This is a genomic window from Paenarthrobacter sp. CCNWLY172 (assembly GCF_037402035.1).
GTDB lineage: Bacteria > Actinomycetota > Actinomycetes > Actinomycetales > Micrococcaceae > Arthrobacter.
Window position 1 is genome coordinate 302392 of record NZ_JBBEGB010000003.1, and the last position, 22948, is coordinate 325339.

The following is a 22948-nucleotide window of genomic DNA, read 5'->3' on the forward strand; positions in this document are numbered from 1 at the left end:
GTATCGGTACCTGTAACAGGGCAGGGCCGGGAATTGTTCCCGGCCCTGCCTGCAAGGTGAGTCTGTTGGCGGTGGCTGCTATTCGCCGGGATGGTGGGCTGCGCGGCGGCCCTTGACCCTGGGAATCATGCCCGTGGTCCAATCCTGGAATTCGTCCGACGAGCCGCTTCCGGTCGGCGTCGGCTTGTCCTGCAGGGCGTTCAGCAGGTCCTTCTTCTCCCGGCGTCCCTCCACCAGCTTGTAAAGTACCGGGACCAGCACCAGCGTCAAGGCCGTGGAGGAGACCAGCCCGCCGATCACCACAATGGCCAGGGGCTGTGAAATGAACCCGCCGCCGCCCGTGAGTCCCAAGGCCATGGGCGTCAGTGCGAACACCGTGGCCAATGCCGTCATCAGGATGGGGCGGAGGCGCTGGCGGGCACCGTGCGTGATGGCGTCTGCCACGTTCATGCCCGGGCTGCCATCGTGGGGCTTGCGGTACTGGTTGATGAGGTCGATCAGGACGATTGCGTTGGTCACCACGATGCCCACCAGCATCAGCATGCCGATCAGCGAAGGCAAGCCCAGCGGAACACCGGTCACCAACAGCAAGCCGACGGCGCCCGTGGCGGCGAAAGGAACCGACACCAGCAGGATCAGCGGTTGGATGAGTGACTTGAATGCGGCCACCATGATGACGTAAACGATCGCGATGGCCGCCAGCAGTGCCAGGCCCAACTGCCGGAAAGACTCGGCCTGCTGGGTTGTGGCACCGCCGATGGTGGCGGTGACCCCGGCCGGAAGTTCCACTGATGCCAGGCGCTCCTGAACGGCGGTGCTCACGCTGCCCAGGTTGGAACCTGACGGCGTCACGGTCACCCGCGCGGTGCGTTGCCCGTTGCTGCTGGTGATGGAGACAGGAGTATCAACCTGCTCGACCGCGGCAATGGACTCCAAAGCCACCCCGCCGCGTGCTGTGGGTAGCTGGAGTGCCCGGACTGAAGCGATGCTGGTGAAGCGTGTGCCCTCACCGATCTGTACCGGGTAGTCGTTGGTATCGATCCGGACGGTACCGGCAGGGATGGGGCTGACGGTGGTGGCCAGGAAGGCCCCTACCTGTTCCTCCGTCAAGCCGGCTGCAACAGCTTTGGCGCGGTCAACGCGGACTTGGACCACCGATTGCTTGGACGCGAGGTTGGTAGCTACCTCGGAACTGCCCGGCACCCCGTCCATGGCCTTTACCATGGCGTCGCTGGCAGTCTGGAGGTCGGCGGAGTTAGCCGCCCGGATGGTGATGTCCACTGTGGAGGATGTACCGAAGCCGCCTTGCTGGGACCCGACGGTAACCTTCCCCGCGGCACCTTCAAGTTGTGATCTAACCTCATCCTGGAGCTTGGCCTGGTTCACTTTCTCGTCGGTGACAATGGTGAACGTCGAGTTGGACGAACCGGTTGATGTCAGGGCAGCGAAGCCTGTCTGCGCATTTCCGGAGGTGACCTGCACGTCCTTGATGCCGTTGATGCCCTTCAGGGCGTCTTCGATTTTGGCGGCTTCATCGCTGGTGGCCTGCAGGCTTGTCCCGGCGGGCAGGACCTGACGTACGGTCATGCTGTTCTCGCCGGAGCGGCCCAGCAGGTCGGTGGCCAGAAGCGGTGAAACGGCAACGGTCGCCACGAGCACCAAAGCCGCGGCCGACAGCGTGATGACCGGGTGCTTTTGTGTTTTCGCGAGGATCGGAAGGTAACCGCGCTGGAGCCTGCTCTTTTGCTCGGCGTCCCGGGCCTTCTTTGCCGCCTCCTGGGTGGAGGCCGCCGCATCAGCGCCCTTTGCCGGGGACGCGAGGAACCAGTAGGCCAGCACCGGAACGATCGTGAGCGAAACCAACAATGACGACAACAGCGCGATGGTCACTGTGAGGGCGAACGGCCGGAACAGCTCTCCAGCGAGGTCACCCACAAAGGCGATGGGCAGGAAGACGGCCACGGTGGTCAGTGTGGAGGCCGTGATGGCTCCGGCGACTTCACGGATGGAAGTCAGGATGGCGGTGAGCTTGTGTTCGCCGTAGCTGAGGTGTCGCTTGATGTTCTCGATCACCACGATGGAGTCATCCACCACACGTCCGATCGCAATGGTCAGTGCGCCCAAAGTGAGGATGTTCAGTGAGTAGCCGGTGGCGTAGATGCCTATGAAGGTGATCAAAAGGGACAGCGGTATGGAGACGGCGGTCACCAGGGTGGACCGCACGGACATCAGGAATACCAGGATGACGGCCACAGCGAAGCCCAGTCCAAGAAGGCCTTCGGTGGTGAGGTCCTTGATGGACTTCTCGATGAACGGGGCCTGATCGAAGACCGGCGTGAAGGTGGCGTTGTTGCCCAGTTCGTCCTGCATGGGTCCGATCGCATCGCGCACGGCATGCGAGATCGCCACAGTATCGCCCTCGGGCTTTTTGGTGACGGACAGTGCCAGCGTCGGCTTGCCATTGGTGCGCGTGATGGAGGTAGCGGCGTCGTCCTCGATGCTGACGTCGGCCACTGCCCCGATGGTGGCAGCATTCTTTGCCCCTGTCAGGGGAAGTCCCTTAATGATGTCCAGGGAATCCACGGGACTGCCCAGCTGGAGGGACAACGTCTTGCCTTGGTCCTCGATGGTGCCTACGGGGACCAAGGTTCCGTTGTTCTTCAGGGCATTACTGATGGCCTGGATGGATGCACCGCTGCTGGCCAGGTCTGCCGGACGGGGCTGGATCAGGATGTGCTGGCTGGCCCCGCCCGTCACATCGGCGCCGCGGACGCCGTCGATTTTCTGGAGCCGGGGAACGCTTAGCCGCAAGAGGTCGGCATTGAGTTCACTGAGGGGCTTGTCCGAGGATACGGCCAAGTAGACGATGGGGAAATCGCTGATGTTCCCGGCAATGGACTGGGGCTCGACGTCGGCGGGCAGCACCCGCTTGGCATTGGAGATGGCCCGGTCGATCTGGTTCCGTGCCCGGTCAAGGTTGGACCCGTAGGTGAATACCATGGTGATCTGCGATACACCATTGCGGGAGGTCGACGTGGTGGACTCCAGTCCCTCAACACTGTTCAGTGCTGTTTCCAGGGGCTGGCTCAATTGCTTGTCCACGACCTCCGGGGAAGCCCCGGGCATGGAGGTCACCACAGTGATCTGCGGGAACTCGATGGACGGAATGAGTTCCTGCTTCAGGGATCCCATGGTGATCACGCCGAACACCGCCGCAAAGACGGTGATCAGCGCGATCAGGGCCCGGTTTCCCAGAGAAAGCTTGGCCAGGCGGAACATTGCATTGACTCCCAGGGTCTACGTAACGATTCGTCTGACGGGAACCGGCCGCAGCCCCGGGTATGGCCTAGCTTTGGACGGCGTTGGCCACGTCAAGCTGCAGCGACCGCGCGGTGCTTGCTTCCAGTTCGGCAGCCAGCTCAGGGTTCTCGTTGAGCTTGACGCCATAGCCCGGCATCATGTCCTTGAGCCTGGACTGCCAGCCCTTGAAGTTCTTGGGGAAGGACTTCTGCAGCAGCTCGATCATGATCGGTACCGCCGTGGAAGCGCCCGGCGAGGCACCCAGCAGCGCGCCAATGGAACCATCGCGGGAGGCAATGACCTCGGTGCCGAACTGCAGGACGCCACCCTTCTGAGGGTGCTTCTTGATGATTTGTACACGCTGGCCAGCGGTAATCAGTTCCCAGTTGCCACCGGATGCCTCGGGGTAGTACTCACGCAGAGCCTCAACCTTGGCCTCGTGCCGCTTGGCAACCTCTTTGATGAGGTACGCGGTGAGGTCCATGTTGTCCTTGGCCACAGCCAACATGGGAATGATGTTTCCGGGTCGGATGGACAGCGGAAGATCCAGGTAGCTGGAGGTCTTCAGGAAGTTGGTGGAGAAACCGGCGTACGGGCCGAACAGGAGGGAACGCTTGCCGTCCACGTAGCGCGTATCCAAGTGCGGGACGGACATGGGCGGCGCGCCCACGGATGCCTGGCCGTAAACCTTGGCGCTGTGCTGTGACGTGATGGCGTCGTCGGTGCAGCGGAAAAACTGGCCGGAAACGGGGAAACCGCCGTAGCCCTTGCTCTCAGGAATACCGGAGGCCTGAAGCAGGTGGAGGGCACCGCCGCCGGCTCCCACGAAGACAAACTTCGCGTGGATGCGGCCGTGCTCGCCGGACTTGGGGTGCTTGATGGACAGGTCCCATCCACCACCGGATGCGCGGCTGATGTTGGTGACGTCGTGCCCGTAGTTGACCTCGGCACCACTGTCCTGCAGGTAGGTTGTGAGCTCACGCGTCAGGGCGCCGAAGTCGACGTCGGTGCCTTCAGCTGCGCGGGTAGCGGCCACGCGCTGCTGGCGGTCCCGTCCCTTGACGATCAGGGGAGCCCATTGTGCGATCTGGTCCTGGTCCTCGGTGTATTCCATGCTGCGGAACAGCGTATTGGGCTTGAGTGCCTCGTACCGGGTCTTGAGGAAGTTCGCGTGGTCGTCGCCAATGACGAAGCTCATGTGCGGGACGGTGTTGATGAAGCCCTTGGGGGATCCAATGACTTTGGTGTCCACCAGATGGGACCAGAACTGACGTGACAGTTGGAACTGCTCGTTGATGTGGAGGGCCTTGGAAGGGTCCACGGAGCCGTCTTTGGCTGCGGGGGAGTAGTTAAGCTCACACAGCGCGGCATGCCCGGTGCCGGCGTTGTTCCACGGTCCGGAGCTCTCAAGCCCCGCTTCGTCGAGTCGTTCGAACAGGGAGATGGTCCAGGTGGGTTCGAGTTGCTTGATGAACGCACCAAGGGTGGCACTCATGATTCCGCCGCCAATAAGGACGACGTCGGCATGTTGAGTCTTGGAAATGAAGGTCACGATCAATCTCCGTTAGCGGCGGCACTGGCTGTCACAGAATATCCCCGCGAAGACCCAATACTGAAATTGCGGGCGAACGTCAAGGCTTTAAGCGGACGTTCGTGAAAACTTCGTTGAGGACCGGTGAAGCCGGGTAGCTTTCCACCTTGTTGGACAACGCCAAAGCGGAGATGGGGAAGGCGATCGGCACTGCCGGTACCGAGGCCGCGATCTCTGCGTTGATGGCCTGGTACTGGGCGTTGCGGTCGTCTCCGTCGGGCATGGCGCGTGCCCGCTCGATCTTGTGGAAGACTTCCGAATCCGCATAGCCGAACTCTGGCCGTGTTTCGCCGAAGAGCGGCCCCAGGAAGTTATCGGCGTCGGCGTAGGAGCCGTTCCAGCCCAGAAGGTGCAGTCCACGATCTCCCGCCGACTGGACCCGTTGCAGGTAGCCACCCTCCCAGTCCACCGGCACTGGCTTGATGTTGAAGCCAACAGCAACCAGTTGGCGGCTGATTTCGGCATAGATCTTCTCGGGAGTGGGCATGTAGGCGCGGGTGGCGTTCAGCGGGTAGTAGAACTTGATTTCCTCACCCTTGTAGCCCGCCTTTTCCAGAAGTTCCTTGGCCTTCTCCGGGTTGTACCCGAGGGACGGGGCGTTGTTGTTGAACCCACTGAGCTTGGGCGGCACGAACTGTGAGGCCTGTGCAGTGTTGTCGATGAAGAACCGCCGGATCAGCGTTTCCTTGTCTACTGCCATTTCGATGGCCTGGCGGACTTCGAGCTTCTCCAAGGGCGCCACGGCTTGGTTGATCCCGAGGTACATCACGGAGAACGGGTCGCGCTGGATGATCTGGACACCCTTCTTGACCAGTTGGTCAAAGGTTCCGGGTGTTACGAGGTCGTAGGCGTCGATCTTCCCGTCCAGGAGGGCCTGCTGCCGCGTTTCGGCGCGATCGAAGGGGATGAAATTGATGGTGGCTATTTGGCCCCTGTTGCCCCAGTACCCCTTGTACGTGGAGAGCGTGAGTCTGTTCTCATCCCAAGCGCTGAACTCATAGGGGCCCGTGCCTACGGGGTGGCTGGCATAGGCGGACACGGCCTGGCCGTTCAAGGTCTGGTTCAGCACATTCGCCTTTTGCGCTTCAAGGGCGGTGGGCGAGGAGATGGCAAAAGCAGGGAGGGTCAGCGCCTGCAGGAAACCGGTGAAGGGCCGCGTCAGGTTGATCTGGACGTCGTTGGCCGAGACCACTTTGCAGTCCTTGAAGATGGAGAACACCGGCTCATCGGAATAGGCCTTGAACACCCCTTGGAACGAAATGCCGGGTGCTTGTTTCCGGAGTTCAGCGGGAAAGGTGAACCAGCGATTGAAGTTTGCGCAGACAGCGGCAGCGTCCAGTGGAGTGCCGTCGTGGAAGGTTACCTCGGAGCGGAGCGTGAAATCGTAGCTGAGCCCGTTGTTGCTGTCTTTCCACTCCGTAGCCAGAAGTGGAGTTGTCTCACCGGTGGCGCCATCCACGCCGACCAGGCCTTCGAGGACCTGCCGAGTGACACGGTAGGACTCGGAATCCGCGGTCATGGCGGGATCGAGTCCCAGCGGCATGGATGCTGTGCCGAAGTTGAAGGTGGCGGTGGGCTCCACCGGAGCGGTACTGCTGGAGGACGAAGACGGTGCCGGGCCCGGTGTTCCCGTGCACGCTGCCAGCCCCAAAACCGCTACGGCAGCTCCGAACTGTACGGTCAGGCGCCGCATTTTGCTGCTTGCCACTCTTGTCCCCTCAAGCCGGTTGGAAGTGCTGTGGCCGGCTTCGGCCAGACCGCATTCCAGTCTAGTTGAACGTCCTGAGTGCACTTCCCAGCACATTTTCAGGAAGCCATCCCCGCTGCTTGAGGAAAAAACACCCCCGTGCTGCAGAGTTCTGCAACCGGGGGTATTCCGGGTGGCCCATGGCCACTGTGTGTTTCAATGCTGTGCGCAAGGGGGGACTTGAACCCCCACGCCCGAAGGCACAGGAACCTAAATCCTGCGTGTCTGCCAATTTCACCACTCGCGCTGGCTGATGGCCGGTGCCCTGGGGCGGCCCGCCATCGGCCTCCAGTGTACCCGCTACTTGTCCAGCTTGAGGTCCCGGCGAAGCTTGGCAACATGCCCGGTTGCGCGGACGTTGTATTGCGCCAGGGACACTTTCCCCTCGGGGTCCACCACAATGGTGGACCGGATCAATCCCATGTAGGTCTTGCCATAGTTCTTCTTCTCGCCCCAGGCCGCGTAAGCGTCAGCCACTGCATGGTCCTCGTCCGAGAGCAGCGGGAACGTCAGCTGTTCTTCGGCTGCAAACTTGGCCAGTGCCTTGACGGGATCGGGGGAGACGCCAACGACGTCGTAGCCTGCAGCCTGGAGAGAGGCCAGGGTGTCACGGAAGTCACATGCTTCCTTGGTGCACCCCGGGGTGGAGGCTGCAGGGTAGAAGTACACGATGGTTTTGCGCCCTTGGAAGTCCGACAAGCTGACGCTTTTGCCGGTTTCGTCGGGAAGTGTGAAGTGGGGGGCAACGTCGCCCGGGATAAGTCGTTCTGCCACAATATGCTCCTTGCTGGGGATCGCGATTTCCCAGTTTAGTGGGGACGAGCCGCGCTGGCTCCCCGTCCGCGCATATACTGTCGGCATGCCAGATATGGAGAGATGGCCCACCACCCGATTGCTTTCGACAGCTGCGCGCCTGGTGGAAATCTCGTGGAACGAAAAATTGAAGTCCATCGGCCTTACCCATGCCGGGGTCATTGCCATGCAAGTGCTTGCCGCCAAAGGCGCAATTACGCAGGCGGCGTTGGCCGAAGTCGCACGGGTCAAGGCCCAGACAATGGGTACTACTCTTGCGCGGTTGGAGCTGCACGGGCACATCGCGCGCCAGCGCAGCGACTCCGACCGCAGGAGCCATGTGGTGACCCTGACAGAGGCCGGCAGTGCAGCTCTCGCAGAAGCAGTGAAGCTTGAGCAGGACGTCTTGGCGCCCGTTGCCGTTGATACCGCACGATTGCGGGAGGAACTGAGGATTGTCGTCCGGGGGCTCGCTGGTTTACCGGCTCCTGAGCCGGAACCCAGCGACGAAGCCACCGACGTCGCGCAAAGCTGACCTACCCCAGGGCCCGATCCACGGCGTTCCGTCCCGGAACGCCGTGGATCGGAAACATAAAAGGCTCCGGATCGTTTTCACGATCCGGAGCCTTTGTTATTGGTGCACCCCCCGGGACTCGAACCCGGAACCCATTGATTAAGAGTCAATTGCTCTGCCAGTTGAGCTAGAGGTGCAGCTGTTGAATTCGACCAAACCGGGAGCTTTTCTTTCCCCGGCGATCTCCGCAACGACATGTAACTCTACACGACATCCGCCCAACTGTGAAATCGGCCCGTGCCCCATCACTGACCCTACGACGCGACCCGCAGAATCAGCGCAAAGTCGGGGTTTCTGTTGTTGCTGACCAGCCATAAAGTGCCGTCCGGGGCGCGGGCGACATCCCTCAGCCGCCCGTGCTGTCCTGTGAAATAGGCCACAGGTTCTCCGGCTGACTCGCCGTCGAGCGGTACCGTCCACAGCCGTTGACCGCGAAGGGCGCCTGTGTACGCCACGTCGCCGACGATCTCCAGGCCGCTCGGAGAAGCTTCAGATGTCGAAGGCCACACGACCTTTGCATCGATCAGGCCGTTCCTTCCCGGTGCGCCGGTGACTGTGGGCCACCCGTAATTGCCGCCCGGCGTGATCAGGTTCAACTCGTCATCCACGTCCGGGCCGAACTCGCTGGCCCACAACCTTCCCTCGCTGTCCCATGCCAAACCCTGGACGTTGCGGTGTCCGTAGCTGAAGACGGGATTGTCGCCGAAGGGATTTCCGGGTGCCGGCCGTCCCTCGGGGGTGATGCGCAGGATCTTGCCACCCAAGGCATTGGTGTCCTGCGGCTGATCCCGGCGTTGCGAGTCTCCCGTGCCCACGTAGAGGAACCCGTCGGGGCCAAAGCGGATTCGCCCCCCGTTGTGGGTTGAAGCCTTCGAAATTCCCGAAAAAATTACGTCGGGTTCGCCCAGCGACAACGTCCCCCCGCTGTCTTCGTCCAGCTTCATCCTTGCAATGCGGTTGTCGCTGGCGGACGTGAAATAGGCATAGAGCCAGCGGTCGTTCTGGAACGTCGGAGACACTGCGAGGCCCAGGAGGCCGCCTTCGCCTCCAGGGACGACGCCGGCAACCTCGCCTACGGTGGTGGACCTGCCATCACTGATGGCTTTGACCTGGGCGGAGTCGCGCTCTGATACCACTGCGGTTCCATCCGGCAGGAACACCACCGACCACGGCAGCTGCAACCCGACGTCGAGCTTTTCAGTAATCTCGGGAGCCTGCCGGCTGCCGGCTGTCCCTTGACCTCCTGCTGGCCTTTCGCTGCTGCCGGGGCTGGAAGGCACTGGGGCCGTGGTGGTGGGGTTCGGCGTTACCGCGGTTCCCGGGGATGACGGGCTGCCCGTGCAGCCTGTCATCACCAGGATTGTCGCGAACGCGGCGGCAAACATCAGCAGTCTTCGCCGTTCCGGTGAGTGCGTGCCCATGCCAGCGTCCGTTACCGAGGTCCGTAGTTACCGGTCAAGTGGTGGCTTGCCGGGTCAGTGCCTGTTGCGCCTTGGTGGCCTGAACCCCGCGGCCTCTGCATGCGCGGCCGATTCAAACCACACGTCAGCGGCAACGTCGTCATAGTCCGCAGTGTCTTCGTCGTGGTACGTCATGGCCGCCGCGTTGGCTTTGACGGGATAGGCGTCTCCCGCAATGCTGGAGGAGCCGGTTCCGTAGGGGTGCTCGGCGGCAAGGTGCCCGGAGGTTGTGGGGTCCTCTGCCGCTGCAGACTCGGCGCCCGGGAGGGTGGGGGAGTGCGCGTCCGTGTACTCGTGGTGGTGGACTGGAGCCCCTGATGAGTCGGTCCATGTCGATTCCCACTCGGCCTTGTCTGCAGCATCCTTGCCTGCGGGCTCCGAAGCACCCGCATCCCAGTCGTCAACGTCGCCAGGATCGGCTGTGTGTGCCGTGTCAGCTGTGTGCCCCGTGTCAGCCGAGTACACAGCGGCGTCGGTGTCGACTGTCGGCTGGGCCACCACGGGTTCCTCAACCACCGGTTCCTCCACCACGGGAGCGGCAACAACGGGCTCCTCCACTGTGAGGCCGGGGGTGGGAGACGGCGCGGGGTCGGGAGATGGGGCTGCCACTGGTTCCCGGGCGGGTTGCACGAGTGATTCGTCACCCGTAAGTGCGGCTGGCCCAGCCTTTATGTCCCCGGCCAACGACTCGTCGTCAGCCTCCTGGTCCCTGCGGGCTTTGAGGTCAGCTGGTTCATCAGCGATGGACTCGTCCACTGATTCCCGGGCGGGTTGCCCTGCTGGTTCCCTTGCCGGATCCCGGGGGGATTCGTCGCCGGAGGGGCCGCTGCCCTCGGCGGCCGCCTTACCCAGGTTGGTGACGCCGGCCAGGCCCGCCACCCCGGCTGTTGCTGCGGCCGCATCCGGCAGGGTTGTGGTGTTGGCGGGCTCCATTGCGGCGGGAGCCTGGGTTGAGGACGAATTACGTGCTTTGTTGCGGTTCATAAGCCACCAAACAATGGCAATGGCCAACACAATGACAATGACCCAAATTATCCAGTCCATGTGGATGCCCTTCTGCTCACAGGGGTGCAGTTCGTGGTGTTCCTGACGTTACGTGCCTGCTAATGGGCTGTCCAGCCTTTGACCTGCTGTTCCATGGAATGTGATCAGTCTGCTGAGGAAAATCGCGGGTGCTGCAAAATCATGGGGAATGGAATTCCTTCGGGTCGCCTAGTCTGGCTGAATGGACGTGAAAAGACTGCAGATTCTGCGCGAGTTGGCAGACCGTCAAAGTGTGGGTGCCACGGCTGAGGCGATGAATGTCACGGCGTCGGCAGTCTCGCAGCAACTGAAGACGTTGCAGGCGGAAATTGGTGTTGTGCTGGTGGAAAAGGTCGGCAGGGGTGTGCAGCTCACCGAAGCGGGATACGCCATGGCGGCCGCGGCTGCCGACATCGCCACAGCCATGGCGCGGGCTGAGTCCACGATCGACACCTACAGGAAGGGATGGCAGACCCGCGTGTCCGCAGCGTTCTTCCCCAGCGCGGCAGAAATGCTGCTGCCCGGGATGCTGCATCGTGTGTCCTCTGTAGAGGGGCTGACTTTCGACGCACATTTCGAGGATCCGGGAACCGCGCACTTCGCGCCCTTGATGGCCGACTACGACATTGTCCTTGCCCACAGCGTGGACGGCCCTGAAGTATTTGCCCGGCAGGGCCTGACGGTGGTTCCGCTGCTCGAAGAAGCCCTCGACGTCGCTGTGCCTGCGGGCCACCCGCTGGCAGCCAAGGCGAGGTTAAGTCCCAGCGATGTTGTTGACTACCCCTGGATCGGTGTACCGGAGGGATTTCCCTTTGACACTGTCCTTCGCCAAATCGAGCTCCATGCGGGCCGACAGGCCAACCGTGGCCAGCGGTATCCGGACCTGCGGGTGCTGGAGGCACTGGTGGGTGCGGGCCATGGGATCTGCCTCCTCCCGCGGTACACGGCCCGGGCCAGTGCCAGGCGGGGCCTGGTGCTGCGGCCACTCACGGAGGTGAAGGCCAGCAGGAGCATTGTGGCACTTTCCCGCCAGGAGGTTGCCGCCCGGGGAACCATCGCGATCGTCCTTGACATGCTCAGGAGTGAAGCCGCGGAAATCGCCAAGGAGCTTCGGGACTCCCCTCCGGGTACGTAACCCCGGGACCGCAGTACCGGCCTGCCGGGAAACCTTGTTTGCCCTGCAATATTTGGTCGATCGTGCTTAACCCGGCATGGAACAGCGGCGGCGGCAGCGAGGTACCCATAGACTTTGCTCATGAGTGACACCGAGATTGCGACAGACATCACGCCGGACATCAAGCCCCGCAGCCGGGTGGTCACCGATGGCATCCACGCTGCACCCGCCCGTGGGATGTTCCGTGCGGTTGGCATGGGAGACGACGACTTTGCCAAGCCGCAAATTGGTGTCGCCAGTTCATGGAACGAAATCACGCCCTGCAACCTCTCCCTCAATCGCCTTGCACAAGGCGCCAAAGAAGGCGTCCACGCCGGCGGTGGCTTTCCCATGCAGTTCGGCACGATTTCCGTTTCGGACGGCATCTCCATGGGGCACGAAGGCATGCACTTCTCGCTCGTTTCCCGCGAGGTCATTGCCGACTCTGTGGAAACCGTGATGCAGGCCGAGCGTATTGACGGTTCGGTCCTGCTGGCTGGCTGCGACAAATCCCTTCCCGGGATGCTCATGGCCGCTGCCCGCCTGGACCTCGCCTCCGTCTTCCTTTACGCCGGCTCCATCATGCCCGGATGGGTCAAGCTCGAGGACGGCTCGGAAAAGGAAGTCACCCTCATTGACGCCTTCGAAGCCGTGGGTGCCTGCGCCGCAGGCAAGATGAGCATGGAAGACCTCACCCGCATCGAAAAAGCCATCTGCCCCGGCGAAGGCGCCTGTGGCGGCATGTACACGGCCAACACCATGGCCTGCATCGGCGAAGCCCTGGGAATGTCGCTGCCGGGCTCAGCCGCCCCGCCGTCGGCAGACCGCCGTCGTGATGACTTCGCCCGCAAGTCCGGCGAAGCGGTGGTCAACCTGCTGCGCCTGGGAATCACGGCCCGCGACATCATGACCAAGAAGGCCTTCGAAAACGCTATTGCCGTCACTATGGCTTTCGGTGGTTCCACCAATGCCGTCCTGCACTTGCTGGCCATTGCCCGCGAGGCAGAAGTTGAGCTGACGCTCGATGACTTCAACCGCATCGGTGACAAGATTCCGCACCTCGGCGACCTGAAGCCCTTTGGCCGCTACGTCATGACTGACGTGGACAAGATCGGCGGCGTGCCCGTCATCATGAAGGCACTGCTCGACGCCGGACTGCTGCACGGTGACTGCCTCACCGTGACCGGCAAGACACTCGCCGAAAACCTCGCCTCGATCAACCCGCCGGACCTTGATGGCAAGATCCTCCGCGCCTTGGACAATCCAATCCACAAGACCGGTGGCATCACCATCCTCCACGGTTCCATGGCGCCCGAAGGCGCCGTTGTGAAGAGCGCCGGCTTCGATGCGGACGTCTTTGAAGGCACTGCGCGTGTCTTCGAGCGTGAACAGGGGGCCCTCAGCGCGTTGGACAACGGCGAAATCAATAAGGGCGACGTCGTGGTGATCCGCTACGAAGGCCCCAAGGGCGGCCCGGGCATGCGCGAGATGCTGGCGATCACCGGAGCCATCAAGGGCGCAGGGCTGGGGAAGGATGTGCTCCTGCTTACCGATGGCCGTTTCTCGGGCGGCACCACCGGATTGTGCATTGGCCACGTTGCGCCCGAAGCGGTCGACGGCGGTCCGATCGCCTTCGTGAAGGACGGGGACCGCATCCGTGTGGACATCGCCGCACGCTCGTTCGACCTCTTGGTGGACGAGGCCGAGCTCGAGGCCCGCAAGGAGGGCTGGGAGCCCCTGCCGGCCAAGTTCACCAAGGGTGTGCTGGCCAAATACGCCAAGCTTGTCCACAGTGCCTCCACGGGGGCGTACTGCGGGTAATTCCTGCTCCGGACTCCGCCCGCCCTAAGGGCGGAGTCCGGCAGGCGGACATGGCTGTCCAAATAGTGAGATACGATTGTGGTCAATTGACACGTATCTCACTTTGAGGGAACACTGAACGCATGATCACATTCGTTACCGTCGGCGTCGTCGTCCTTACCAAGCGCGTGGCTTAGCCCGACTGGTAACGAACCGTCACGCGCAAACCCCTCGAAGAGCCGGAAGGCTGAGGGGTTTTTTTATTCCCCGAGCAAGACCCATCTATTGAAGATCCACTAAGGAAGAGTCCGATGAGCAAAGGATCGCCGATCAGCCCCTCGCTGATGGCTGCAAAGTCCGCTGGAGCCCACAAAGCTCCGGAAAAGGTCGACCGTACGGCTGAGTCCGTCGTCGTCGACGCTGCTGCACCTCTCTCTCCTGTACTTGGGCCGAACACCGTTGTACCCCCAACGGTGATGTCCGGCTCGCAAGCAATTGTCCGTTCGCTCGAAGAACTCGGCGTGGACGATATTTTCGGTTTGCCCGGTGGCGCGATCCTGCCCACCTACGACCCCTTGATGGCCTCCAGCATGAATCACATCCTGGTCCGTCACGAACAGGGAGCCGGCCACGCCGCGCAAGGCTACGCCATGGTTACCGGACGGGTTGGCGTTTGCATCGCCACCTCCGGCCCCGGTGCCACCAACCTCGTTACCGCCATCATGGACGCCCACATGGACTCCGTGCCGATGGTGGCCATCACCGGCCAGGTGTCCAGCGGAGTCATCGGCACCGATGCCTTCCAGGAAGCGGACATCGTGGGTATCACGATGCCCATCACCAAGCACTCGTTCCTGGTGACCGACCCCAATGACATCCCGCACGTCATGGCAGAGGCATTCCACCTCGCGTCCACGGGCCGCCCGGGACCCGTCCTGGTGGACATCGCCAAGGATGCCCAGGTGGGCCAGATGACCTTCTCCTGGCCGCCCAAGGTGGATCTGCCGGGATACCGCCCCGTGGTGCGGGGTCACAATAAGCAGGTCCGCGAAGCTGCCAAGCTGATCGCTGCTGCCAGCAAGCCGGTCCTGTACGTGGGCGGCGGCGTAGTCAAGGGCCACGCCTCGGCTGAGCTCATGGAACTGGCGCTTGCTACCGGCGCTCCCGTGGTCACCACACTGATGGCGCGCGGCGCCTTCCCTGATTCGCATCCCCAGCATGTTGGCATGCCCGGCATGCACGGTTCAGTCTCCGCCGTGACTGCCCTCCAGCAGGCCGACCTCCTGATCACCCTGGGAGCCCGGTTCGATGACCGCGTTACCGGCGTGCTGAAGACCTTCGCCCCGTTTGCCAAGGTCATCCACGCTGATATCGACCCCGCGGAAATCTCCAAGAACCGCACCGCGGACGTCCCGATCGTTGGCTCGGTCAAGGAGATCATCCCCGAACTCACCGAAGCCGTGAAGACGCAGTTTGAACTAAGCGGCACCCCGGACCTGGATTCATGGTGGGCTTTCCTTGGAAACCTGCGCGATACGTACCCGCTGGGCTGGACCGAGCCGGAAGACGGGCTCACCGCACCCCAGCGCGTGATCAAGCGCATCGGCGAGCTCACCGGTCCCGAAGGCATCTATGTTGCCGGCGTCGGCCAGCACCAGATGTGGGCCGCCCAGTTCATCAAGTACGAACGGCCCCATGCCTGGCTGAACTCCGGTGGAGCAGGAACCATGGGATACTCGGTTCCGGCAGCAATGGGTGCCAAGGTTGGTGAGCCGGACCGCGTGGTCTGGGCCATCGACGGTGACGGCTGCTTCCAGATGACCAATCAGGAACTGGCTACCTGCGCCATCAACAACATCCCCATCAAGGTGGCCATCATCAACAACTCCTCGCTGGGCATGGTCCGCCAATGGCAGACGCTGTTCTACGAGGGCCGCTACTCCAACACGGACCTGAACACAGGCCACGACACCGTCCGGATCCCGGACTTCGTGAAACTGGCTGATGCCTACGGTTGTGCAGCACTGCGGTGTGAGCGTGACGAAGACATCGACGCCACCATCCAGAAGGCACTCGAGATCAATGACCGCCCAGTGGTTATCGACTTCGTCGTCAGCCCCAACTCGATGGTGTGGCCCATGGTGCCTTCGGGCGTCAGCAATGACCAGATCCAGGTTGCCCGCAACATGACCCCGGAATGGGAAGAGGAGGACTAGGCATGACCCGCCACACACTGTCCGTTCTGGTAGAAGACAAGCCCGGCGTGCTGACCCGCGTGGCCAGCCTCTTTGCCCGGCGTGCATTCAACATCAATTCCCTGGCTGTGGGACCCACCGAGGTTCCCGGCATGTCCCGCATGACGGTTGTCGTCGACGCCGACGGCGACCTCATTGAGCAGGTCACCAAGCAGCTCAACAAATTGGTCAACGTGATCAAGATTGTGGAGCTGACTTCCGAATCTTCCGTACAACGCGACCACATCCTGGTCAAGGTACGTGCGGATGCCGCGACACGCCTGCAGGTTACCCAAGCTGCAGACTTGTTCCGTGCCGCCGTCGTCGACGTGTCCACAGACTCGTTGGTGATCGAGGCAACCGGTACCCCCGAGAAGCTCGCTGCACTGCTTTCAGTGCTCGAGCCGTTCGGCATCCGTGAAATCGTGCAGTCCGGCACCTTGGCCGTTGGACGGGGATCCCGCTCCATGAGTGACAGGGCGCTCCGCTCCGCGTGAGCAGAACGTCCAGTACCGCAGCACCACAATCACTATCTAAGAAACCACTCAAGAGGAGTTACGCAAGTGACTGAAATGTTCTACGACGACGACGCAGACCTGTCGATCATCCAGGGCCGTAAGGTAGCCATCGTTGGCTACGGCTCGCAGGGCCACGCCCACGCCCTGAACCTCCGCGATTCCGGCGTCGAGGTTGTTATCGCGCTGAAGGACGGCTCCAAGTCGGCCGCCAAGGCAGAAGACGCAGGCTTCACGGTCAAGAACGTTGCCGACGCCGCCGAATGGGCCGACGTCATCATGATCCTGGCTCCGGACCAGCACCAGCGCGCCATCTACAACGACTCCATCAAGGACAAGCTGACCGAAGGCAAGGCCCTGGCCTTCGCCCACGGCTTCAACATCCGTTTTGGTTACATCGAAGCTCCGGCCGGCGTTGACGTCATCCTGATCGCCCCGAAGGCTCCGGGCCACACGGTTCGCCGCGAATTCGAAGCCGGCCGCGGTATCCCGGACATCATCGCCGTCGAACAGGACGCCTCCGGTTCTGCATGGGACCTGGCGAAGTCCTACGCCAAGGCCATCGGCGGAACCCGCGCCGGCGTTATCAAGACCACCTTCACCGAAGAGACCGAAACCGATCTCTTCGGCGAGCAGTCCGTCCTTTGCGGCGGTGTCTCGCAGCTGGTCCAGTACGGCTTCGAAACCCTCACCGAAGCCGGCTACCAGCCGCAGATCGCCTACTTCGAGGTTCTCCACGAGCTCAAGCTCATTGTCGACCTCATGTGGGAAGGCGGCATCGCCAAGCAGCGCTGGAGCGTTTCCGATACCGCAGAGTACGGCGACTACGTCTCCGGCCCGCGCGTCATCACCCCCGAGGTGAAGGAAAACATGAAGGCTGTCCTCGCCGACATCCAGAGCGGTGCTTTCGCCAAGCGCTTCATCGATGACCAGGACAACGGTGGCACCGAGTTCAAGGAACTGCGTGCCAAGGCTGAGCAGCACCCCATCGAAGAGGTCGGCCGCGAACTGCGCTCCCTCTTCTCCTGGCAGCAGCAGGACGCTGACTACGTTGAAGGTTCTGCAGCCCGCTGATCCTTCGGCGCCGGCCTGACGGCCTCCGCCATAACGACGCGCCCGCCCGGTGGACAAAGCCGGGCGGGCGTTGCCGTATCACCGGCATTTCGCTCCCGTTTTCATCAGCCTCCTTGGCTGTGAACTTCTTCACAACGGCTACCGGCCCGGCCGTAACATCCCCCTCCGGCACCGGAATCCCTGCCCGGATTCGATATTCTGGGCTGGTCCCGGCGCCGTGCCCCGGGCCACGCATCCGCTCCTTGTCCAGTCCTGTCCCAAAGTTGTCCAAAGTAAGGTGCCTCCCCGTGTCAGCCAGCAAACCCGTCGTCCTCCTCGCCGAGGAACTTTCGCCCGCCACAGTCGAGGCTCTGGGCCCGGATTTCGAAATCCGTCAGACCGACGGCGCAGACCGTTCCCAGCTGCTGTCCGCAATCGTTGACGTTGACGCCATTTTGGTTCGCTCGGCTACCCAGGTGGATGCCGAAGCCATTGCCGCCGCGAAGAACTTGAAAGTCATCGCCCGCGCGGGTGTTGGGCTGGACAACGTGGACATCAAGGCCGCCACACAGGCAGGCGTCATGGTGGTCAACGCCCCGACGTCCAACATCGTCTCCGCCGCCGAGCTCACGGTAGGGCACATCCTCAGCTTGGCCCGCCACATTCCGCAGGCCAGCTCTGCGCTGAAGAACGGTGAGTGGAAGCGCTCCAAGTACACGGGAATTGAACTCTTCGAGAAGAAGATCGGCATCATCGGCCTGGGCCGCATCGGTGCTTTGGTTGCAGCGCGCCTCCAGGGTTTCGATACCCAGATCCTTGCGTACGACCCCTATATCACTTCAGCCCGCGCTGCCCAGCTGGGCGTCAAGCTGGTCACCTTGGATGAACTTCTGGAGAATTCCGACTTCATCACCATCCACATGCCCAAGACGCCGGAAACGGTGGGCATGCTGGGAGCCGACGCCTTCCGCAAGATGAAGGAAACGGCCTACGTGGTCAACGTAGCCCGTGGCGGCCTGGTGGACGAGGAAGCACTCCATGTTGCCCTGAAGGAAGGCCAGATCGCCGGCGCCGGTGTGGACGTCTTCGTCAAGGAGCCCAGCACGGACCTGCCGTTCTTCGAGTTCGACAACGTCATTGTGACCCCGCACCTGGGTGCTTCCACTGACGAAGCACAGGAGAAAGCCGGCGTCTCGGTGGCCAAGTCTGTTCGCCTGGCACTTGCCGGCGAGCTGGTGCCTGACGCTGTCAACGTCGCCGGCGGCGTCATCGCTCCGGATGTCCGCCCAGGCATCCCGCTGATCGAAAAGCTGGGCCGGATCTTCACTGCGCTGACCCACGCTTCCCTCACTCAGATCGATGTGGAAGTGGCGGGCGAAATTGCCGCCCTGGACGTCAAGGTGCTCGAACTTGCCGCACTGAAGGGCGTTTTCGCCGATGTGGTGACCGAGCAGGTCTCCTACGTGAATGCTCCTGTGATCGCCGAACAACGCGGAATCAACACCCGCCTCATCACCACCCCGGATGCTGAGGACTACCGCAACGTCCTGACCATCCGCGGTGCCCTCAGCGATGGTTCCCAGATCTCCGTAGCCGGTACCCTCACGGGGCCCAAGCAGGTGGAGAAGCTCGTGGGTGTCAACGGGTACGACGTCGAAATCCCCATCAGCGAGCACCTGGTTGTGGTGGCCTATGCAGACCGTCCCGGCGTCATTGGCACCATCGGACACATTCTGGGCATGAACAACATCAACATCGGCGGAATGCAGGTGGCCCGCCAGACTGAAGGCGGCCAGGTTCTTGCGCTCCTGACCATCGACAGCTCTGTTCCGCAGCAGGTCCTGGAGGCCATCAAGGCCGGCATCGGAGCCGACATGGTCCGGGAAGTGGATCTGGAGGACTAGGGCTGCAACTGATTTCCATCAGCTGAGTTCGCGTGCCGGCGACACACCTTTGGCACGCAGGCGTGGCCGGTCTGCTTACAATGGCTGGGTCCGGGATTCGGACCCGGCAGCAGGCCGGCCACAACTTTTGCACCTAAAGCCCGGTATTCCCTTGTGTCTTTTGAGGAATTCCGGTCTCTGTGTGCGCGCCCGCAATCAAGGTCTCAGGGAGCCCAATGAACGCCGTCCAAAGGTTCATCAGAAGCCGTGTGCTGCTGCTGACCGCGGCCATTTTGATCGTCGCAATGTGCTTGTCCGTCCTCGTCCAAAGCCAGTCACAGGCTGCTTTGAACCGGACAGTGGATGAGAACTCGCGGGGACTCTACGACATCCTCGTCCAGGCCAAGCCGGACCAGGCCCAAGATGGCGACGGCGGTGCTTTGATCCAGCCGGAAATCGCCAACGGCCAAGGCGGCATCAGCTTTGAGCAGCTGGAGAAGATCCGCACCATGGGCCAAACGGCTGTGGCCGCCCCCATCAGCCTGGTTTCGCGCGTTTCGCAGAACCTGGAGGCTCCCCGCCTCAATGCCATGGACTACCTCGGGTACAACGCCGGCCTGGCCGGAGCCGTGACCGCGGGGGATCCTTCGGCTATGGATTCCAGCAAATGGCCCGCTGCGGAATCGGTGTTGTCCGATACCCCCAAGAAGTACCGCCTGACGGCCTCTGCCACGAGTTCTGACGGTGTGAACCAGCAGACGCTCTTCAAGACCAGCGCAGAGGGCACCTTGGGCAAGGGCCGCTTGATCCAGGAGCAGGCTGCGGGCGGCTCCAACGTCAGGATCGCCGGACCCGAAGGCGAGACCGGCATCAAATTCCCGGCTCCCGCACTTGGCTCCGAGCACAATCTTTTCAACCTCTCGGTGGCGCTGCCCTTGGCCCCTGAGGTGACCGAGTCCGTCGTCGCGGTGGACCCCGCCGCCGAAAGGGCGCTGTTGGGATCCGCAGGCGACTTCCTGGCACCCCTTGAGAAGGCTCCGCCGGCCGATGCGCGTGACGCAGGAGCAATCGGACGCCACTTCGAAAGCCTTTTCACCACAGGCCTCAGCATGGACCAGTTGGAAGAAGGTCCTGACTTTCTGGGCGTCAAGCTCAAGTACTGGGCGCCGCTGATGACCCAGTACCAGCAGGCCAAGCGTGACGGTTTGCTGACTGACGATTCCCAGGCCATCCCGCTGATTGTCCGCTCCGGCACCTCCCTTGACCTGCAGTACTCGGTGAAGATCGAGGAACTGGATGCCAGTGGCAAGGTAGTCAATGAGGTCGGCACGGTGACGCGGAGCCTGGACAAGGATTACCTCCCCTTCGTGTCCAAGTCGCCGTTCGCCCTCGAATGGCCGGGTTCAACAGATCACAGCAAGCTGCTCGGAAGCACGGCTTCCTTCAGCCAAGGCCTGTACAACCCCGCCACCTGGAGCGCGGCGTTTGCAGCAGCCCCCAAGTACAAGGACGGCGACGAAGCTTCCAACGGCGCTTCGGACAAGAGCGCGACGCCGGGGGACTGGGTGACGGTCAACCGCCTGCCTGAGAAGTCCTCCTTCGGTGCCGCCGTGGACCAGACGCAGCGCAAACCAGTCGATGAGCGCTCCTACCGCGAGGACCTGGAAACAGGCAAGAAGCCGGCCGCGCCGCTGCCCATGGTGTACGGCACGTTTGACCCCGCCGACGTCCAGTCAGCAGCCGGGGACGTCAACAAGCTGCCTCTGGGCGGCTACGATCCCACGCCGATGACGCTCACCAAGGACGCTGAGGGCAAGGATGTCGAAGGCACGGAACTGAAGCCTTCGTTGAGCGCTACGGGCCTGGTCAGCCAGTCCGCCGGTGCCATCACCGATTACTACGGTCTAGCCGCAGCCCGTGGCTACGACACCAACGCCGACGTTATTGACGCCGTCCGGGTCAAGGCCTCGGCCGCCGGCAACTGGAAAACGGCCCAGCCCGAGGTTGAGAAGCTGGCCACGCAGATTCGCGGGCTCGGCCTTGAAGCCACAGTCGTTGCAGGTTCCGCGCGCGAAGATGCCAATATCTTTGTTCCCGGCTACAGCAAGGACGACGCCGGCAAGGAATCACCGTTGGGCACCGTCCAGCAGTCCTGGGTCCGCCAGGATGCGGCCGATGCCGTCTCCGGTTCGCTGACCGGTACCAACATCACCTTGCTCTTCCTGACGCTCTTGGGCGCAACTCTCCTGACAGGCGCCTCGACGGTCAGCTACATCCGCCAACGCCGGAGCGAAGCAGGCATTCTCAGGGCGATGGGCTGGACGCAGAAACGCATCCGGTCCTGGGTCCTTGAGGAGTTTGCGGTGGGAGCTGCGGCCCTTGCTGCGGCCGGTCTCGTCCTGAGCCTGCTCAGCTGGAATATTGCCACCGTCATTGTTTCCGTGACCATGCTCATCATCTACAGCGGAGCCGCGCTGCTGGCAGCCCAGCAGCTGCGTCACCGTGTAGTGATCGACCAGGAACCGCAGCACGATGACCGCCTGGTAACGGTGGATTCCCCGTTGACGTTCGCCAACCGGCAGCTCACCACCAACCGGTTCAACTCCATCTCCCTTGCCGTGGCAGTAGGCGTGTTCGGCGCTGCAGTGGGTGCCCTGATCGCCCTGCTGATTGACATCCCCCGCGCAGCCGGTGCCAGTGCTTTGAGTGGCCTGGCAGCTGCAAGCATCGCCTTGCCGAGCGTCATCCTGGCGGTCTTCGGAGTCGTGGTGGGCTTGCTGCTGACCCTTGTGACCGGGCGCTTTGAACTCCATGCCAAGCGGGAGTACCTCGGTACCTTGAAGGCCATGGGCTGGAACCCGGACATGCTGGGCCAGGTCCGCTTCTTCGAGAACGCACTTGTAGGCACAGTGGCTCTTCCCTTGGGCGTCCTTGGCGCCTTGGGGCTGGGACTGCTGCTGGCTCCCTACGCGGCCCTGTGGGCCGGTCTGGCCGGTCTGCTGGCCGTAATTTGCTGGATTCCGATTGCAACGAAAGTAGTCAAATGACTGACAAACTCAACCCCGAGCTGGCGGCCACCCCGGAATCCACGGAAGAGTCGCTGCAGACCCGCGCCAACACGATCGTGAAGGCCTCCGACCACGCAACCCCCTTGGAATTGAGCCGCGTGACCATCCACTACGGCGGCGACAAGGGCGGCGCCGAGGAAGTGGACGTCGTTGACGACTTCAACCTCACCCTGCACGCCGGTGAGATGCACTGCATCGCCGGCCGAAGCGGCTCCGGCAAGACCAGCATCTTGACCGTGAGCGCCGGACTGACGCTCCCGACGTCGGGCAAGGTCTTTTGGGAGGGCGTGCCGCTGGACACCATGGGCGATGACGAAATTGCTGACCGCCGCCGCGCGCTCATCGGCTATGTGGACCAGGGCGGCGCCCTGATCGACGGCATGAGCGCCCTGGAGAACGTCCTGCTTCCCGCGGTGCCCGATGGCGAAGTGGAACAGCGGACGGAAATGGCCAAGGACCTCCTGGACCTGGTGGGCCTGGGTCGCCGCATGCGGCACCGTCCCGCACAGCTCTCCGGCGGTGAGCGCCAGCGCGTCGCCATCGCTCGCGCGCTGATCCTGGGCACCCGTGTGCTGGTAGTGGATGAACCCACGGCCAGCCTGGACCGGGCAGCAGCCAACCGCATTATCGGGATCCTGAAGGACACCACGAGCGATGGCATCGCTGTCCTGGTGGCCTCCCATGACCACGAGCTGGTGCGGCTCAGCGATACGCTGACCGAACTTAACTAAGCTATTTCATCCCAAAAAAGGTAA

Annotated in this window: 15 protein-coding genes and 2 tRNA genes; 9 read left to right on the plus strand and 8 right to left on the minus strand. The window is 62.6% G+C overall.

Annotated elements, in window-relative coordinates; translation table 11 throughout:
* Positions 1–78: 78 nt before the first annotated feature.
* The 5 genes from WBN73_RS06245 to bcp all read right to left on the minus strand — a co-directional run bounded on the left by WBN73_RS06245 (position 79) and on the right by bcp (position 7412).
* On the minus strand, positions 79–3279 hold the full coding sequence (locus WBN73_RS06245; protein ID WP_337339679.1) for an efflux RND transporter permease subunit: 3201 nt from the start codon (positions 3277–3279) through the stop codon (positions 79–81).
* Between the two features lie 67 nt (positions 3280–3346).
* Complete coding sequence (locus WBN73_RS06250) at positions 3347–4852, minus strand: malate:quinone oxidoreductase (RefSeq protein WP_337339678.1); 1506 nt, start codon at positions 4850–4852, stop codon at positions 3347–3349.
* 79 nt (positions 4853–4931) lie between these two features.
* A complete protein-coding gene (locus WBN73_RS06255) occupies positions 4932–6599 on the minus strand; it encodes an ABC transporter substrate-binding protein (RefSeq protein WP_280623045.1) in 1668 nt (555 codons plus the stop codon).
* A gap of 204 nt (positions 6600–6803) precedes the next feature.
* Positions 6804–6885, minus strand: a tRNA-Leu gene (locus tag WBN73_RS06260).
* Between the two features lie 53 nt (positions 6886–6938).
* A complete protein-coding gene (bcp, locus tag WBN73_RS06265; protein ID WP_337339677.1) occupies positions 6939–7412 on the minus strand; it encodes a thioredoxin-dependent thiol peroxidase in 474 nt (157 codons plus the stop codon).
* A gap of 85 nt (positions 7413–7497) precedes the next feature.
* Here bcp and WBN73_RS06270 point away from each other — a divergent pair, with 85 nt between their 5' ends.
* Positions 7498–7965 carry a MarR family winged helix-turn-helix transcriptional regulator gene (locus tag WBN73_RS06270; protein WP_242703328.1) on the plus strand — a complete coding sequence of 156 codons (468 nt, stop codon included), beginning with the start codon at positions 7498–7500 and terminating at the stop codon, positions 7963–7965.
* 100 nt (positions 7966–8065) lie between these two features.
* Here the strand turns inward: WBN73_RS06270 and WBN73_RS06275 are convergent.
* The 3 genes from WBN73_RS06275 to WBN73_RS06285 form a co-directional block, all read right to left on the minus strand.
* Positions 8066–8141, minus strand: a tRNA-Lys gene (locus WBN73_RS06275).
* Between the two features lie 117 nt (positions 8142–8258).
* Positions 8259–9425 carry a PQQ-dependent sugar dehydrogenase gene (locus tag WBN73_RS06280; protein ID WP_337339676.1) on the minus strand — a complete coding sequence of 389 codons (1167 nt, stop codon included), beginning with the start codon at positions 9423–9425 and terminating at the stop codon, positions 8259–8261.
* Between the two features lie 54 nt (positions 9426–9479).
* Positions 9480–10508 carry a sunset domain-containing protein gene (locus tag WBN73_RS06285; RefSeq protein WP_242703327.1) on the minus strand — a complete coding sequence of 343 codons (1029 nt, stop codon included), beginning with the start codon at positions 10506–10508 and terminating at the stop codon, positions 9480–9482.
* A gap of 181 nt (positions 10509–10689) precedes the next feature.
* Here WBN73_RS06285 and WBN73_RS06290 point away from each other — a divergent pair, with 181 nt between their 5' ends.
* From WBN73_RS06290 to WBN73_RS06325, 8 genes are all read left to right on the plus strand, one after another.
* A complete protein-coding gene (locus WBN73_RS06290) occupies positions 10690–11622 on the plus strand; it encodes a LysR family transcriptional regulator (RefSeq protein WP_337339675.1) in 933 nt (310 codons plus the stop codon).
* A gap of 120 nt (positions 11623–11742) precedes the next feature.
* Positions 11743–13461: a dihydroxy-acid dehydratase gene (gene ilvD / locus WBN73_RS06295; RefSeq protein ID WP_207593838.1), complete on the plus strand. Its 1719-nt coding sequence runs from the start codon at positions 11743–11745 to the stop codon at positions 13459–13461.
* Between the two features lie 290 nt (positions 13462–13751).
* Entirely contained in the window at positions 13752–15656 is a 1905-nt protein-coding gene (locus tag WBN73_RS06300) for an acetolactate synthase large subunit (protein ID WP_337339674.1), read from the plus strand.
* Positions 15657–15658: 2 nt separating this feature from the next.
* Complete coding sequence (ilvN, locus tag WBN73_RS06305) at positions 15659–16171, plus strand: acetolactate synthase small subunit (protein ID WP_021470923.1); 513 nt, start codon at positions 15659–15661, stop codon at positions 16169–16171.
* A gap of 66 nt (positions 16172–16237) precedes the next feature.
* On the plus strand, positions 16238–17263 hold the full coding sequence (gene ilvC, locus WBN73_RS06310; protein WP_026540216.1) for a ketol-acid reductoisomerase: 1026 nt from the start codon (positions 16238–16240) through the stop codon (positions 17261–17263).
* Between the two features lie 287 nt (positions 17264–17550).
* Positions 17551–19146: a phosphoglycerate dehydrogenase gene (serA, locus tag WBN73_RS06315; protein WP_207593836.1), complete on the plus strand. Its 1596-nt coding sequence runs from the start codon at positions 17551–17553 to the stop codon at positions 19144–19146.
* A gap of 215 nt (positions 19147–19361) precedes the next feature.
* A complete protein-coding gene (locus WBN73_RS06320) occupies positions 19362–22172 on the plus strand; it encodes an FtsX-like permease family protein (protein ID WP_207593835.1) in 2811 nt (936 codons plus the stop codon).
* Positions 22169–22924 (plus strand): ABC transporter ATP-binding protein, encoded by a 756-nt coding sequence (locus WBN73_RS06325; protein ID WP_207593834.1) that lies wholly within the window; start codon positions 22169–22171, stop codon positions 22922–22924. Before WBN73_RS06320 ends, WBN73_RS06325 begins: the two co-directional genes overlap by 4 nt.
* Positions 22925–22948 lie beyond the last annotated feature (24 nt).